This is a genomic window from Paraburkholderia atlantica (assembly GCF_000092885.1).
GTDB lineage: Bacteria > Pseudomonadota > Gammaproteobacteria > Burkholderiales > Burkholderiaceae > Paraburkholderia > Paraburkholderia atlantica.
In genome coordinates this window covers 477,454-493,553 of sequence record NC_014119.1, presented here as the reverse complement: position 1 = coordinate 493,553, position 16,100 = coordinate 477,454, and the positions used below count along the sequence as shown (strand labels likewise).

General features: G+C 63.7%; 13 protein-coding genes and 2 pseudogenes. 6 read left to right on the top strand and 9 right to left on the bottom strand.

The features are described 5' to 3' along the window. Nucleotides 1-16: 16 nt before the first annotated feature. On the top strand, nt 17-175 hold the full coding sequence (locus BC1002_RS38315; RefSeq protein ID WP_162094072.1) for a hypothetical protein: 159 nt from the start codon (nt 17-19) through the stop codon (nt 173-175). Here the strand turns inward: BC1002_RS38315 and BC1002_RS29845 are convergent. Both BC1002_RS29845 and BC1002_RS29840 read right to left on the bottom strand, forming a co-directional pair. After that, on the bottom strand, nt 142-1,668 hold the full coding sequence (locus BC1002_RS29845; RefSeq protein ID WP_013093694.1) for a glycosyltransferase family 39 protein: 1,527 nt from the start codon (nt 1,666-1,668) through the stop codon (nt 142-144). The two genes, BC1002_RS38315 and BC1002_RS29845, sit on opposite strands and share 34 nt — an antisense overlap. Nucleotides 1,669-1,903: 235 nt before the next feature. Then, on the bottom strand, nt 1,904-2,638 hold the full coding sequence (locus tag BC1002_RS29840; protein WP_013093693.1) for a hypothetical protein: 735 nt from the start codon (nt 2,636-2,638) through the stop codon (nt 1,904-1,906). A gap of 139 nt (nt 2,639-2,777) precedes the next feature. On the opposite strand from BC1002_RS29840, the gene BC1002_RS29835 reads away from it, so the two are divergent. Then, nucleotides 2,778-3,119, top strand: coding sequence for an NHL repeat-containing protein (locus BC1002_RS29835; protein WP_013093692.1), 342 nt, complete (start codon nt 2,778-2,780; stop codon nt 3,117-3,119). 12 nt (nt 3,120-3,131) lie between these two features. Here BC1002_RS29835 and BC1002_RS29830 read toward each other — a convergent pair. Continuing rightward, nucleotides 3,132-3,923: pseudogene (locus BC1002_RS29830) on the bottom strand (alpha/beta fold hydrolase); the annotation flags it as partial. On the opposite strand from BC1002_RS29830, the pseudogene BC1002_RS36925 reads away from it, so the two are divergent. Both BC1002_RS36925 and BC1002_RS29820 read left to right on the top strand, forming a co-directional pair. Then, nucleotides 3,877-4,377: pseudogene (locus BC1002_RS36925) on the top strand (LysR substrate-binding domain-containing protein); the annotation flags it as partial. The pseudogenes BC1002_RS29830 and BC1002_RS36925 sit on opposite strands and share 47 nt — an antisense overlap. Nucleotides 4,378-4,393: 16 nt before the next feature. Continuing rightward, nucleotides 4,394-6,469: a hypothetical protein gene (locus BC1002_RS29820; protein WP_013093690.1), complete on the top strand. Its 2,076-nt coding sequence runs from the start codon at nt 4,394-4,396 to the stop codon at nt 6,467-6,469. A 19-nt stretch (nt 6,470-6,488) separates the two neighbouring features. On the opposite strand, the gene BC1002_RS29815 is transcribed toward BC1002_RS29820, so the two are convergent. Next, entirely contained in the window at nt 6,489-8,360 is a 1,872-nt protein-coding gene (locus BC1002_RS29815) for a beta-galactosidase (RefSeq protein WP_013093689.1), read from the bottom strand. A gap of 164 nt (nt 8,361-8,524) precedes the next feature. On the opposite strand from BC1002_RS29815, the gene BC1002_RS29810 reads away from it, so the two are divergent. Beyond that, complete coding sequence (locus tag BC1002_RS29810; protein ID WP_013093688.1) at nt 8,525-10,267, top strand: tetratricopeptide repeat protein; 1,743 nt, start codon at nt 8,525-8,527, stop codon at nt 10,265-10,267. 66 nt (nt 10,268-10,333) lie between these two features. Here BC1002_RS29810 and BC1002_RS29805 read toward each other — a convergent pair whose 3' ends face one another. Further along, nucleotides 10,334-10,582 (bottom strand): hypothetical protein, encoded by a 249-nt coding sequence (locus BC1002_RS29805; RefSeq protein ID WP_013093687.1) that lies wholly within the window; start codon nt 10,580-10,582, stop codon nt 10,334-10,336. A gap of 279 nt (nt 10,583-10,861) precedes the next feature. Here BC1002_RS29805 and BC1002_RS29800 point away from each other — a divergent pair, with 279 nt between their 5' ends. Next, nucleotides 10,862-11,356, top strand: a complete 495-nt coding sequence (locus tag BC1002_RS29800) for an aminoacyl-tRNA deacylase (protein WP_013093686.1) — start codon at nt 10,862-10,864, stop codon at nt 11,354-11,356. Nucleotides 11,357-11,380: 24 nt separating this feature from the next. Here the strand turns inward: BC1002_RS29800 and BC1002_RS29795 are convergent, their stop codons facing one another. From BC1002_RS29795 to BC1002_RS29780, 4 genes are all read right to left on the bottom strand, one after another. Then, the gene (locus BC1002_RS29795; RefSeq protein WP_013093685.1) at nt 11,381-12,625 is read right to left on the bottom strand and encodes a D-amino acid dehydrogenase; all 1,245 of its coding nucleotides are present in this window, start codon (nt 12,623-12,625) and stop codon (nt 11,381-11,383) included. Between the two features lie 33 nt (nt 12,626-12,658). Further along, nucleotides 12,659-13,504 carry an urea carboxylase-associated family protein gene (locus BC1002_RS29790; protein WP_041735917.1) on the bottom strand — a complete coding sequence of 282 codons (846 nt, stop codon included), beginning with the start codon at nt 13,502-13,504 and terminating at the stop codon, nt 12,659-12,661. A gap of 68 nt (nt 13,505-13,572) precedes the next feature. Continuing rightward, nucleotides 13,573-14,304 carry an ABC transporter ATP-binding protein gene (locus BC1002_RS29785; RefSeq protein WP_013093683.1) on the bottom strand — a complete coding sequence of 244 codons (732 nt, stop codon included), beginning with the start codon at nt 14,302-14,304 and terminating at the stop codon, nt 13,573-13,575. Then, nucleotides 14,292-16,100, bottom strand: a complete 1,809-nt coding sequence (locus BC1002_RS29780) for a branched-chain amino acid ABC transporter ATP-binding protein/permease (protein ID WP_013093682.1) — start codon at nt 16,098-16,100, stop codon at nt 14,292-14,294. The genes BC1002_RS29785 and BC1002_RS29780 overlap by 13 nt, the downstream gene beginning before the upstream one ends.

The window sequence follows — 16,100 nt, the reverse complement described above, 5'->3', positions numbered from 1 at the left end:
AAACACGCCGCGCAAAATGCGATCGTCAGCCGCGGCCGGCCGTGCGCTCGTGCTCGCGACCGCCACTCACCAGCGCTATGCGCAGGCCATCGAGATCGACGACGAGCGGCCGGCCGCGGTCCGGCGTGATCGGCGCGTGGCTCACGACTGCGGCACGATCACGAACAGTTGGTAGGGACGCGCGGGCAACTCCCGTCCCCATGCGGTCTTGCCCACCTCGAGCGCAACCGGTGCTGCATGACTTAGCGACGATGCCGTCGTGATGCAGTCCGAGTCGTCGCCACGGCACACGATCAGCGCGCCCTGGCGCGCGAAATCGGCGGGTGTGAACCAGGGCGTTGCCGCCGGCCAGTGGAGATCCCAGAAGCGGGCGCCGCCGCCGTCATAGAACACCATCGAAGCGGCTTCATGCGTCGAGCCCGCCACGATCGACAGCGGCCGGCGGGTGTGTTCGTGCCACACCGCCTGCGCGGCTGCCGCGAGTTCCGCGCGCGGCTCGGCCGCGTCGTCGGTATTGCGCCGCGCCCCCATGTAGCCGACCACTGCCGACACCACGAGCACCAGCGCCCAGTACACCGCCATGGCGCGTATGGCACGCTGCGGCGCGAACTCGACGCGGGCTTGCGTGAGCACGGCAAGCCAGAGCGGCACGATCGCGAACCATTGCGCCATGCCCCAGACCGAGGCCATCTGCGTCTTGCCGATCACCGACAGCACGCCCACGGCGAACAGCGGCCCCAGCGCGAGCCACCACAGATCCGGGTGCGACCCGCGCCGAACCACGCTCAGCGCCATCAGCCGCGCGGCCCCGCGCGTGCGCACCATCAACAGCACGAAAATGAAACTGAGCGCGAGATAGCCGATCTGCGCGAGCGTGTAGATGCCAAAGCGCCCGACCGCGGCGACCAGCGTGCCGCCGGTGCGTTGCGCGGCGTACTCCAGCGTCGGGAAATGATTGACCATCATCCAGTGCACGTGCGGGGCCAGCACGGCGACACCCGCCGCCACCGCGAGCAGCGAATCGACGCTGAAGAGGCGCGCACGCCATGCGGGACGCGCGAGCAATGCCAGCAACAGCCCGAGCAGCAGCACGACCGTGAAGTACTTGCCCAGCACGGCAAGCGCCGCGCACGCCCCGAGACCGAGCGCCGCGCCGCCGCGTGCGAGGCGGCTGCCCGGCTGCACGTAGCGGACGAAAAAGTAGGCGGTCCACGGCCAGACCGACAACAGGATCGAGTTCGGATTGAACTTGATGGCGAGATTCGAGTAAAGCGGCGATACCGCCATCGCAAGCCCGGCGAAGATCGCGATCTGGCGCGGCACGAAGCGCCCGGCGAGCGCGACGATGCCGACGAGGCCGACCAGCACGTTCACCGCCGACAGCGCGAAATACGCGAGATCGGTATGCGGGAACACGCTGAACCAGGCCGCTGCGACCCACGACGAAAGCGGCGGGTGCTTCGCGTAACCGGCCTGCCACTCGAGGCCCCAGACATAGGTCTCGACCATGTCGCCCTGGATGTCCAGGTTGCCGCGCGCGAGCCAGGCGGCCAGGGTCCAGACGAGTGCGTGGAAGGGGAGCAGCCAACCGAGTGATGCGATGCCTGCGGCGGCAGGTTTGTCGGAGGCCGAGGCGAGCGACGTAGGATTCGAAAGCTGGGTCGACATTGAGCGTTTTGATCTGTGTGCCGCCGTACCGGGCAGCGTTTTTAGCCCGGCATTGTAATATGAGCTTATGTAGGAAGTCGGCGAACCTGACAGACCACCCGGCAACCCCTGGCGCCGATCAAACTAAAAAGGCTTGATGGAGGAACGACGTTGGCGGCGAAAATTGACGCGTGAAGTCGGCAAGACCTGCCGATTCTTGGGGCGGGGAGGGCTGTCAATCCTGAGATCAACCCGCTTACTGCGGCTTGGTCAAATCCTGCCCAATTGCTGCGACAACCGCCTGTTCGCAATCCTTGAGGCCTGCCACCGACTGATCGAACTGGTCGGTCAGCGTGCCGAAGCTGCCATAACGATATTTGGCATCTGCTTCGATATGAACCGAATTGGCCTTGATGTCCCAGCCGCAAGCGAACGTCTTAAAGTACATGTCCTGCTTCGACTTCGAATCGAGCAGGCGCGCACGGATAACGACCCACGGAATGAAGTCGCTCGTATCCGGTGGGGATGCATAGCCAAACGAAGTAATCCACACGTTCAAGATGGCATCCGCGTCGGTCTTGACGTCTGAGAAGTCGTCGGACTTGCCATCGCTTGCGAGCTTGACGCTCTGGCCGTGCAACGCAACGATCTGATAGCCGCCGCTGGAGAGTCTCGCTGTAAGGCCATCGTCAACAACGGGGGCGAAAACGATTTTTTCGCTCGCCACGCGCTGCGTGTACGTACTCGTATGATTGGCGTTGACCCCGGCTTGCACCAATCCACCAATCAATCCAAATGCTCCGGCAGCGCCGCCGAAGTTGACCACGCTCTCTCCGCGCGGTTCCTTGACGTCCAGCATGCCGATCGTATGTAGCTTTTGCCGATTGCTGGCGGCAAGGTCGGTTTTCGGAAGGGAAGCACAACCCGTGAGCAGTGCGGTAACGACAAAACCCGCGGCGAGCGCGGACTTTGAAAGTGCTTTGGTCTTCATGATTCTTTATTTGTGGATTGAGAGCGTCGACGCGCAACAGCCCAGCGCCTTTGAATAATGGCCATCCCGTGCAATCAGTGACCAGCAAGCCATTTATCGGCATCACTGGTATGAACTTTAGAATTGCAACGGCGCTGCGTTGATCAACGCGACGGACATCGCCTTCGACCGCTATGGAAACCTCGTCATCAGCGATTTTGGCAACGACCGCATTCCTTGCGTCGACCGTCGCACCGGGATCATCACGACGGTGGTGGGCAACGGCACCAACGGAGCAGGTCCGGCCAGCGGCCCCGCGGCCGCAGCCGGCTTCCTCTACTTCATCACTATCGCGTTCGACCGTCGCAATAGCATGTTCTTTGCCGACTCTGTTCTGAGCACCGTTCGCGAACTCACCACCGCTGCGATTGCCGCGACGACCGTCGTTACGGTCTTCACCGCGACGACGGTGACGCTGACGACGACCATTGACGCCTCGTGAGCGCGCCCAGTCTCATCGACAGAACTGCAAGATGGAATCGGCAACCTCCCGAGGCGCTTTGCGCTGCGGAAAGTGGCCCACACCATCGAGAACCTTCCTCTCATAGCGCTCAAGGAAGTAAGACTGCCGTCCGCTCGAACTATCGGGATGGTTGCAGGTGTCCGCACCGCCGTGCAACACCAGCGTTGCGACCGATAGCGCCGGTGCGGGATTCAGACGCGCTTCGTCGTCGGCATAGGCGGGGTCGCCGTCGACGAAGCCCCAACGGTGGCGGTAGGAATGGAGCACGATTTCGGCCCAGTCGTCGCCCGCGAATGCCTGCGCCGCTTCGTCGAAGTCGGCCGGCGCATACCAGCCGGCCGGCGCCCAGCTATCCCACATCTGCCGAGCGAAGGTCTCGCGGTCGTCCCGTACCACGCGTGCGCCGCGCGGCGTGGCCATAAACCAGTGGTACCAATAATTGCGCACCTGCTGCAGGGTCAGTATCTGGTCCGGGGCATTGGTGCCGTATCCCACCGATAGCATGACCAGATGTGAAGCCACGCCGTCTCGCAGGCCGCACGCATCACCGACCGCGCGTGCGCCCCAATCATGTCCGACCAGGATCGGCCGCTCGACTTCCAACACGTCGATGAAATCCAGAAGATCGCGGCCCAGCGCGGACAACTGGCCGCTGCGAGGCGTGCTCGCATCGAGAAACCGTGTGGGCGCGAAGCCCCGCAGTGCGGGTGCGAGCACGCGGTAACCCGAATCGGCCATTCTCGATCTGGAACGCGAGGCCCGCGCGAAACTACGCGGCGCGCCGCTGCCTGGGTTACTGCGGGTCGGTGCATCGGAAGATTTTGCCGGCGCCTGGCTACCCCAGGTGCTACAGCGTTTTCGACAGCGACATCCCTAGGCGACGATCGACCTGAAAGTCGGCATCACAGCCGATCTGTTGCGCCAGCAGGAGCGCGGTCGTCTGGATCTGGTGTTTCGGCAAGCAATGCAGCCGCGTCGGCGCCTCGTGTTCGAGAGCAGCAGCATGGCGGGCTGCCTGTCGGCGGCGCGTGCGGGTTTTGCTGTCACAGTCATCGCCGATAGTCAGCGAGTCGAAGGTTTGCGCCTCGTGGGTCGCAAAGAAGGACTGCCCGCGTTGCCGGTTGTTCGTTTCTATGCGTTTCCTCGCTCCGACTCGCCCGCGTGCGCGGATTTGATAGCTGCTGCACGCCGCGCAGGCCAGCAAGGTCGCTTTAGTCCACGCGCACTTCGCGGGTGACGGGTCCGTCGGTCGCATGGGATGGCGCCGGCGCAGACGGCGCGGCGATCCGCGCTCGCTGCGCCTTGAACACGTGGGTCCGTTGCCGTTACCCTATGTGCTGCTGTGGCCCGAGACAGGTCTCTCCATGCGCGCCGACCATGCTTTGCCTACGCAAACTGGCATGCCCGCTTTCCAGACGACGGGCCATATCGCCTCATTCGGCAACGACGCAATTGCATTGCGCTGGACGCACGAGAACGAGCGTCTCGCCGGTTTCTCGCTGATCGATTGCGAGCGCAAACGCACGCTGCTGATCGTCGCGCCGTTCACGCTCACGCTTGCTGACGGAACCACCACGGACCTGTCCGGGCTGAGGGTCGTTGCGCCCGTGAGCGACGCTGCGCTCGAACCCAACCCCGATGCGTCCCGCCTCGGCGAACGAATCGCAGGGCGGCGCGCCAGCGTCTCCCTGGTCGATACTGATGGACGCCTAAAGGTGCAATGGAGCGTCGAGCAACGCGAAGGGTCACGATATCTGCGCGTCCAACTGGCGGTTACGGCGCTTCTTCAGGACGAAGCGATCACCGCCGTGTCATTGCTGCAGACGCGCGCTGTTGGCGCCAAGGCCAGTAGTGAGCGGAAGGGCACGCCGGCCATTGCGGGCAACTTTTATCTGGGCTTCGAGCATCCGCTGGCGACGAGTCAAGTGGAGAGCGACAGCCTCGGCTTTACGCTGCATCGCGCGTTACCGCTGCGGAAAAACAGAACGCTCGTCTACTCCGCTGTGGCAGGTGTAGCCTGCGACGGCCAGATTCGGCGCGACTTCGGCATCTATCTGGAGCGGGAACGCGCTCGTCCGTATCGCCCGTTTCTGCACTACAACAGCTGGGGCGACATCGGCTACCTGACGCCATATACGCAGGAACAGGCGCTCGAACGCATCGCAACGATCGGCCGCGAGTTGCACACAGCGCGCGGGGTGCAAATCGATTCGCTTCTGTTCGACGATGGCTGGGACGACCTTGGCGGCGGCTGGCAATTCAGCAACGCATTTCCACATGGCTTCGTTCCGCTGCGCGACGCTGCCGCGCGATTCGGCGCCGCTCCCGGCATATGGCTTTCCCCGTGGGGCGGCTACGGTACGCCGAAACAGGAACGCGTAGCGCGAGGACGGGCCGCTGGTTACGAGGTCATCGACAACGGTCTCGCATTATCGGGGCCGGCGTATTACCGGCGCTTTCATCAAGTCGTGATGGACTTGCTCGACAAGGGCGGCGTCAATCAATTCAAGTTCGACGGCACAGGCAATGCCGACAGGGTGTTTCCCGGCAGCCTGTTCGATAGCGATTGGGACGCGGCGATTCAACTGATCGGGGACATCCGCGCGGCCAAACCCGAAACCTTCATCAATCTCACGACAGGCACGCATCCGTCACCGTTCTGGCTGCTCCATGTCGATTCCATCTGGCGCGGCGGCAGCGACGATGGCCTCGCGGGCAGCGGCACGAACCGCGAGCGCTGGATCACTTACCGCGACACGCAGACGTACCACAACGTCGTGGAGCGCAGTCCGCTCTTTCCGCTCAATTCGCTGATGCTGCACGGCATCCTGTACGCGCAGTGCAATCGACGGCTCAATACGTCGGCGGCCGATGCATTCGGCCACGAAGTGTGGTCGTACTTCGGGACCGGCACGCAGTTGCAGGAGTTGTACATCACGCCGGCGCTGCTGGGCGAGCACGACTGGGATGTGCTTGCGCGCGCCGCGCTATGGGCGCGCGAAAACGGCGACATTCTGCGCGACAGCCATTGGATTGGCGGGGCGCCGGACGAACGGGCGGCTTACGGTTGGGCAGCGTGGTCGCCGCACAAGGCGATCGTGACGCTGCGCAATCCTGCCGGTCGCACGCGACGCTTCACACTCGACCCGCGGCGCCAACTGGAGTTGCCGGATGGGGCGGTGGCACGATTCGAATTGCGCAGCGTTGGGCATGCAAGGGCTTCCGGTATTCCCGCTCGACTGGACGCCGATGTGCCGCAAGCAGTGCAGCTTGCGCCGTTCGAAGTACTCACGCTCGAACTGCTGCCGGTTGCCGCCGCGAAGCGGTGAAGGGCAGGAGGCTTGCGCGCTAGTACAACCTGTCGGCCAGGGGTATCGGCTTTGCCTCGATCTGATGAAGGTCGAAGACCAGCACCTCGTTGTTACCTTGCGCGAGCCACGGCGCGGGGCAGTACAAGCGCCTTTGCGGGCCGATGTTCCAGTAGCGTCCGAGGTTGTGTCCATTGACCCAGACGATACCCTTGGTCCAGTTGCTCATGTCGAGCCACGTGTCGCCGACTTCGGTCAGCAGCACATTCGCCTTGAAAAAAAGACCGGGTTTGCGCGGGTTCGTGCAGACTTCGTTGAGATTGGCGATGAACGTTTCATCCATCGGCAGCAGGTAGACGTCCCATTCACCGAGCAACGAGACCGAGCCGTCGACGTGTTTCATCGTGACCGGATCGAGCAGACCTTTGCGGTCAACGAGCGCGGGTCCGAAGTTGACGCGCCCCATGGCCTCGACGAGTATCTCCAGCGCTCCCTGGCCGTCCGTGTTCGCCCCTTGATTCCGCCGCGCCGAAGGCAGGACAAGTGGCGCGCGATGCATCATGTCGAGCGACTGCGCGTACTTCCGCGGCAGTTGCGCTCTCGATACGCCGCCCGCGTACTGTTCCCCAAGGAAAACGGTCGCATAGTCGTGAACGCCGCTGATATCCAGCACACCGTTCGCGTGCGCCGGTAATGGCGTGCGATACAGCACGAAGCCAAACGCCTGACCGTAGTGTTCAAACGACTTCGGATCGACGCCATGCTCGCGCGGCAGTGCTGCGGGCAGGTTGTCCCAGATCGACGCGTACAGCGTTGGCATCAAGGCCCCAACGCCGGTGCAGTCAAGCGTGGCGATGGCATCGGGTATGGCTGGCAACGATTCGGGCAGATAGCTGGCGATCAGGTCCCGATACTTGAGGTACTTCGGTGTCGCCATGCCTTGCTCGTTGATCGGCGCGCAATAGTCGTAGCTCGTGATGTCGGGCTGATAGTTGCCTGAATCGTCGACGTTCGCGCCGGCAAAAAAGCCAAAGCTCGTGCCGCCGTGAATCACATACAGGTTGAACGACAGTCGCGCCTGCATGAACGTGTCCAAGGTGCCGGAGAGATCGTAGTCCACGCCCGCGAAGCCCGCTTCGCCCCAATGCGTGAGCCACCCCGGGTACACCTCGCCAGCCATCGCGGGCACCGAGGGGAATTTGCGGCGCACCGTTGCGATTTGCGCTGCGTTGCCATTGCTCAGCGCGATCGCGCCGCCCGTCACCGTGGTGTGATTGCGTTCGAGTTGCGCGAGACCGTCTTCGGTGTAGAACGGCCCGCTTATGCCTCCTCTGAGCCAAAGCTGCCTGAGCTCTTCGAGGTAAGACGGATTGCTCGCATACGAACCGAATTCGTTCTCGATCTGGATCATCAGGATCGGTCCGCCGTGCTCGCTCATCAATGGCTTGATACGCGGAACCAGTTCGTCGATATAGCGGGCCACCGCCGCCATGTAGTGAGGATCGGTGGCCGAGTCGGTCCGCAACTGGACGTCCGGATCGCGCAACAGCCAGCAAGGCAGGCCGCCCAGATCCCACTCTGCGCAAACATAAGGCCCGGGGCGCAACAGCACCCACATCTGCTCGGATTGGCATAGGCGGATGAAGGCCTCGATATCGCGGTTACCGCTGCGGAAGTCGAACACGCCTCTGTGCATCTCGTGGTAATTCCACATGACGTACAACGCGATGCAGTTCATCCCCATCGCCCTCGCCATGCGGATTCGGTGTTGCCAGTACTCGCGCGGGATGCGCGCTGGATGCATCTCGCCGCTGCGAATCTGGAATGGCATGCCGTCGAGCAGGAAATGTTCGCCGTCGGGGCTAAAGGAGAAGGTGTGGCCGCGTTCGAGGTTCACGATGGGCGTCGTCAAGTTGGCGAATGTAGGCTACTTGTAAATCGGCGGCGCGCCTGCCTCGCACGGTAATGGCTCAACTGTATTCGATAGAATAAATACACGCGATGGCATTGCGGCGTTCCGGGCGAAGCGATGCGTCGCGCAACGCTGTAGCGGTAGTTCTGTAGGCCTGACTGGAAATGAGTACGGGCAAGGTTTTGTCCGGCATCGCGATGGCCGCGCTGTCCACCGCGTGCGCCGCCGCGGGGGCGGCCGGTGCGTGTGTGCCGTCGTTCTCCGAGGTCGCCGTCAAGGATGGACTCGAAGTGCGGACCCGCTGCGTTGTCTCCGCGCCCGCGCTCGCACGCGTGACGGAACGCCTGAACCGCGCGGTGAAGAGCGATGGGCTCTCCGCCGAGCAACGTGCCGCGCTGGCGGCAGCGGCCAACACGATGCTGCACGCGGTGTTCTCGCGGACAGATCAAGACGAAGCCACCAATGACGCCGCGCTCGCCAACTTTGAACCGATCCTCGAGAGCCTCGCATCGCAGATCAGGACGCGCTCCGACATCGACCTTATCGCCGAGGCTTCGGAATGGAACGCGCGTTATCAAGAGCTGCTGCGCAGGTTGTCCATCACGCGCAGCACGGACCCCGCCGAACTGCAAGCCGCTGCCGCCGTCAGGCGTCTCGATCTGGATCACGCTTCTGCGCTGCTCATGCGGCTCATGGCCGAGGCACCTGGTACCGCCCAGCTCAGCGCCGCGCGCAACTACGAAGCGGCGAGCGTCGAACTGCTTCGCTTCATGCCATGGAACGCGCTGCCCTACCTGGAGCATGCCCATACGCTGCAACCCGACGACAGGGACATCGCCACCGCATTTGCCGACACGCTGCTCTTGCAGCACCAGCCCGAGGGCGCCGAGCCGGTGTATCGGGCGCTGCTGGTCCAGTATCGGGCGCTCGCGCAACAGCGGCCCGCCGCATGGCAGCCGTCCATCGCGCGTACGCTCGGTAAGCTCGGCAGTCTGTATGTGATGCGGCAGCAGCAGAAGGAAGCCGAAGCCGCATGGCTGCACGCGCTCGAAATCTACTGGGCGCTCGCGCGCGTGGACCCTTCGGCCTATGGTCCCGCAGTGGCGAACACCTTTGATAGTCTCGCAACGCTGTACCGCGACACGCAGCGTTTGCAGGATGCGGCAGACGCATGGCGCGAAGCTCTCGCCCTCGATCGTGCGCTGGCACGACAGGACCCGGCAAAGTACCGACCGGCGGTCGCGATGACGCTCAACGACCTCGGCATTCTTTACAGTGCGACACAGCGCACGCACGACGCGGAACTCGCCTATCTCGAAGCGCTCAGCATCCAGCGCGCACTCGAACACGACAATCCCGCCGCCTGGCGTCCGGCGCTTGCGCGCACGCTGAATAACCTCGGGAACTTCTATAGCGCAAGCGAGCGCCTGCCGGACGCGGAGCACGCCTACCGGCAGGCTCTAAAAGTCCGACAACAGCTCGCCCGCGAAAACCCCGCGCTTTACGAGCCCGATCTGGCGCATACGCTGGGTAATCTGGGCGTGCTGTACCGCCTCCAAGGGCAGCCGGCCAAGGCGCTGCAGGCGTACCAGGACGCGCTGCGGATCGTTCACGCCCTGTCGCGCGATGCGCCGGTCACGTACCAGCCTGACGAGGCACGGATACTGAACAATCTGGGCGTGCTCTACAGCCGCACGGGCAGGCCGCGCGAAGCGGAAGACGCGTGGCGCCGAGCGCTGGATCTGTACCGCAAACTCGCACACGATGATCCGTTGACCTGGCGGCAGGATGAAGCACGCACGTTGCGGAATCTGGCCGCGCTGCTCAGCCACACGCAACGTTCGGCGGAAGGCGACGCATTGGAACGCGAGGCCGACGAGCTTATCGATTCGACGCGGGCGCAATAGGTTCCGAGGCACGCGGCCGGACCGCGAACGAGACGCAGCAGTGGGGAAACCGTCGCCTGTCGGCGCTCATCCGAATACGCCCCGGACCACGTCTTTCTCGAATTCGACTGTCCACGCGGTGCCGTGTCCGGTCTGGTACTCCCGTTCCCGCAGTGACGACGTGCGAACGACGGTGACACTGCCCCGAAGCGGGTAGACCTCGTCCACGATATCGGTCGCCCCGGTCTCCTGAAGGACGAAGTCGGACTCGGCGAGATGGTGCCGACGCAGGACGGCGAGAAAATCAGCCCTTTCGTCGGGTGCGATCACTGACATTGGGCGCCTCCTTTGGGCTCGGTCTCGCCGAAAAACCCGTGATCGATCGAGACATAGCCGGCCCCTTATAAGGTACAAACCGTGCTTTCATTCTAGGCCTTTGCGCTAATTGTCACCCGAAGTTGCGGCGCCGCTCACCGATGCACGCTCCGCTTGCGTCGGACTGATCCGCCGCTCATTTCCGCGCGCTCGGCTGGCGTGCGGTTTGCAAGTGCGTGAACTATTCTGAATAGATCGCAAGTGTTCATTCCTTTTCAGATATTCGACAGGAGGTGTGCCATGGCGATGTCACCAACCTTGCAGGAGTGCCTGCGCAGCAAGGGTTCCCGCTACGAAGTCGTGCGTCATCCATACAGCCACTCGAGTATCGAAACGGCTGCCGCGGCGCACATTCCGGGTGACCGCCTTGCCAAGACCGTGCTCCTCGAAGACGAACACGGCTATGTGGCCGCCGTGCTGCCGTCGACTTATGCCGTGCAGCTTTCCGAGTTCTGGAGCAAGACCGGGCGCCGGCTTGCTCTCGCCACGGAAGTCGAACTGCGCGAATTGTTCAAGGACTGCGATGCGGGAGCGGTACCGCCGATTTGTATGGCGTATGGCATGAAAACCTACCTGGAATCGAGCCTGGCAGGCCAGCCCGACGTCTACTTCGAGGCGGGCGATCACGAAGAACTGATTCATATGGAAGCCGATCAGTTTCTCGCGCTGATGGGCGATGCGGAGCGCGCGCATTTCGCACGGCGGATGCGAGGGTTGGGCAGCGGCCGGGCCTGAGGCGGGGCCCGGGTGGCGTCGCCATCAGTCGCAAAGCAGCCCTACCATCGGAATCGCCGGAGTTCGTCCCGCGATCAGGTCGGCCGTGATTCGTGCCGACCCGTGTGACATCGTCCAGCCGATATGACCGTGACCGGTGTTTAGATAAAGATTGCGGTACTTCTTGCGCCCAAAGAACGGCAAGTTCGTCGGCGTCATCGGCCTGAGCCCGGCCCACATTTCGGCGCGATCGTAGTTGGCGCCGGCCGGGTAGAGTTCCTGCGTCACGCTTTTCATAAACGCAAAATCAGAAGGCTTGTGGCTCGTGTCGTAGCCAGCAAACTCCGCCGTTGCGGTGACCCGGATACGGTCGCCGAAGCGCGAGATTGCGACCAGGTTATGCTCGTCGACCGCTGCAATGGCGGGTGGCAAGGGCCGGCCCTCGATGGGAATCGTCAGCGAGTACCCCTTGATCGGATAGATCGGAAGATCGATGCCGATCTGTCGGGCGAGAACAGGACTATAGGGGCCGAGGGCGAGCACGTACGCGTCGCCTTTTATAAGGCCTCGACTCGTTCTGGTGGCCACTATGTCCTGCCCGGCGGTTTCGAAGCCGGCGATCGTGGTGTCCGTCAGAAGCGTACCGCCGCGCGCGACGATCTTTTCCGCAAGGGCGCGGGTGAACTTCGCAGGGTCTCCGGTCTCATCGGTCGGGCAGTGAATGGCGCCCGCTATCCGGTCTTTTGCCGAAGCTAGCGACGGGTCGAGTGCGACGACCTCATCGGGGCTGAGGACCCTGATGACTTGCCCATCCGATTCGAGCAGCTTCATGTGCTCGACGCCGCGGTCCTGCGCTTCCCGGGTCCGATGGAGATACAGAATTCCGCGGTCGTTTCGATCGTATTCGATGGCCTCGTCGGCGATCACATCCTGTAGGACCCGTTGCGAGTACGCGGCAAGCCGATGCTTGAGCAGGGTATTGCGGCGTGCCTTCTCCGATGTGCATTCCATCAGGAAGCGCCACGACCAGCTGTAAAGCCTCGGGTCCGCCGAGAACTTGAAGCGCAACGCCTGATCTTTCAGCACCAGCGATTTGAGCAGAATCATCGGCGCTTTCGGCGAGGACCAGACAAAGGAATGCCCGGGCGCGATCATGCCCGCGTTACCCCAGCTGGTTTCCGCCGCGACCAAGGGCTGTCGCTCGACGATGACGACCTCATGGCCATCTTTCTGCAACTGGTACGCGGTCGTCACACCGACGACCCCGCCACCGAGCACGATGATTTTCATAATGTCCTGAGATACAAGGGCGCTGCGGCGCTGTCACTTCCATTGCGGCTGATTCAGCACCATGCCGTGCTGCCCCTTGTAGGCAGCCACGGCCGGCGGCGTCCATCCGTCCAGCATCTGTGGCGCGAGTTGCCAGACCTCGATGCCGAGCGGCCGGCACACGTCCAGCGGATCGCGCGCGTCGGGTCCCCACATCGGCACCGACAGATCGCCACCCGGACAGGTCGACAGTGCGCACAGCAAGTCGATCTCCGCGAAGAATTCGAGGTAATCGCCTTTCTTTGCCGGACACGCCTTCATGAAGTATTTGTCGTCGAGATTCAGGCCGGTGCACTGGAACACGTTGAGCACGTCGTGGACGTCGTACTCGGTCAAGCCATACGGGGCGATGGCGCGCGTCAGGTTGGAGTGGCAGTGAAAATGAAAATCCTCGCCGGTCAGCATGCGGTTCACGTAGGGGTCGCAGCGCGTGCCGAGCAGATCGTGGACACGGCCGCCGTGCTCGTCGACGCCGTAGCCGGCGAGACTGTCATCGGTGATGGTCACCATCGGACGGAGGAATGGCAGCGTCGACCACAGACGGTCGAACGTGCTCACGTGCGCCTGCTGCAACTGGCGCGTGCGCGATGCCCACATGCGCTCGCGTGGGTTGTGCCGGTTCCACATGTTCAGGTCGGCAACCTGCGGGCCTTCGATCGTGACAATGCGAAACACGTGGCCGGCGGGCACGGTCCACGCTCGCCCCGAGCGGATCGGCACGACGATCGATTCGACCAGCGTGCGAGTGTCGTGCTGTGAGGCGATGCGCTGATAGAACGTCTTGTCGACGTCGAGCGCCGAGCCTTTGGTGGACTGATAGGCAGCAGGGTAATTCAGCATCATGCATTCTCCCTCGAATTCAGGCCTGAGCCTGTATTAAGACCTCCTCGCGCTGCTCGGTTGGCGGGTTACTCTGCCGCGATAGCACTGCCTCCCAGATAGGCAGCGCGGACCCGGCTATCCTGAGCCAGCTCGCGGGCGGACGCCGCGAGCGCAATGCGCCCACTTTCCAGCACGTAAGCCCGATGCGCGATTCGCAGCGCCTGGCGGGCGTTCTGCTCGACCAGAAGTATCGAAGTGCCTTCCCGGCAGATGTCGGCGACCATGCCGAAGATCGCGCGGACCAGCTTCGGCGCGAGTCCCATCGACGGTTCGTCCAGCACGACGATACGGGGGCGCAGCATCAGGGCTCGGGCAATCGCCAGCATCTGCTGTTCGCCGCCGCTGAGCGTGCCTGCGAGCTGGCTGCGTCGCTCGCCGAGCCGCGGAAAAGTCGCATAGAGCTGATCCCTTCGCTGTTGCAATGCCGCACTGTCGCTTCGGATCAGATAGCCGCCTAGATGCAGGTTTTCCTCCACCGTCAGCGCCCCGAAGATGCGCCGCCCCTCCGGCACATGACCGAGGCCCAGCGCCACGATCTGGTGTGCGCGCAATCCCGTCAGGCGCTGACCATCCATCGTGATGTCGCCCGCGCGCGGACGGATCAATCCGGAAATCGCCCGCAGGGTGGTGGTTTTTCCCGCGCCGTTGCTGCCGAGCAGCGCGACGACCTCGCCCTGTGCGACGTCCAGCGAGATGCCGTGCAGCACTTCGACAGTCCCATAGCTGACACGGAGATCGCGGATTTCTAGGAGTCCCACAGCGATTTCTCCCCGGCGGTATCGTCGCTCGCCTCGTCCTTTTCGGCTGTGCCGAGATAGGCATCGATCACATGTGGGTCCGCCTGGATCGCGGCGGGCGGGCCCTCGGCGATGATGACGCCGTGATCCATCACGATGATCCGGTCCGACACGCCCATCACCAGCATCATGTCGTGCTCGATCAACAGCACCGTCACGCCGTGATCCCGGATTCGCCGGATCAGTTCCATCAGCGCGCGTTTCTCTGTCGGGTTCATGCCCGCCGCCGGCTCGTCGAGCAGCAGCAGGCGAGGGCTGCTGGCGAGCGCACGGGCGATCTCCAGTCTGCGTTGGTCGCCGTAGGGCAGATCGGCGGCGCGCTCGCCGGACCTGCCGGCAAGACCGACGAAGGCGAGCCAGCGCAGGCCCTCGGTGGAATGGTCGGCCGCCTCGGCGCGCGCGGACGGCAGCGCCAGAAGCTCGGCTGCGAGCGGCGTCCGAAGCCGATGATCCATGCCGGTCAGCACGTTTTCGAAGGCAGTCATATGGCCGAACAGGCGGATGCCCTGGAAGGTGCGCGCCATGCCTTGATGGACGATGCGATGAGGCGCGCCGCCGGCAAGCCGTTCCCCGCACCAGACGATCTGGCCGCCAGTCGGGCGGATCACGCCGGTCAGGCAGTTGAACACGGTCGTCTTGCCGGCGCCGTTCGGACCGATCAGGCTGACGATCTCGCCGCTCCGCACCACGAAGCTGACACCGCCGACCGCCAGCACGCCGCCGAAGCGGCGCTGCATGTCGCGCACCTCCAGCAGGGTCTCATCGGTGACGGCGTGGCTGGGCACGGGAGCCCGATCGGCGTCAGCGCCCTTGCGCGCCGGCGCGACGCGGCGCAACGGCACTGGCCACAAGCCCTGCGGCCTTAGCAGCATCAGGATCACGAGCCCGATCGCGAAAGCGAAGATGCGCCACAGGTTCAGAAAACGCAGTATCTCCGGCAGGCCGGCGACGATGATGGCGCCGAGGAGCACGCCGGGAATGCTGCCGCGGCCGCCGAGCACGACGACGATCAAAATCGTGACGGACTGCAGATATGTGAAGCCGGTCGGATCGATGGTGCCGAAGCGGGCGGCGAACAGGCTGCCGCCCAGGCCGCCGATCAACGCGCCCATCACATAGGCGAGCAGCTTGACGCGCAGCGTCGGCACGCCGACAGCCTCGGCAGCCGCCTCGTCCTCGCGGATGCTGGTCCAGGCGCGGCCCAGCCGTGACTGGCCGAGCCGGATCGCGAACACCAGCACCACCACGAGGAACGCCATGCCCAGTTCGTAGAGCGCTTGCGGCGAACTGATCTCGAAGCCGAACAGGCTCGGACTCGCGATGCCGAAGATGCCGTTCGGGCCGCCCGTGATGTCGAGATTGGTGGCGACGATACGCGTAATTTCGCCGAACCCCAGCGTGACGATCGCCAGGTAATCGCTGCGCAGGCGCAGCGTGGGATAGCCGATGACGATGCCCGATACCGCGGCGAACGCCAGACTGAACGGCAGCGTTTCCCAGAACGAGAACTGCAGCAGGGTTTCCAGCAACGCTGTCGTGTACGCGCCGATCGCGAAGAAGGCCGCGTAGCCCAGATCGAGCAGGCCCGCATAGCCGACGACGATGTTCAGCCCAAGACCCAGGATCGAATAGGTGACGATGGTCAGGCCGACATCGATGACATAGTTGCTGGCGACGGCGGGCAGCGCCACGGCGGCGGCCAGTAGCGCCGCGCCGACTGGCCTGGCCCAACGCGCGGAAGCCTGACGGGCGCTCAT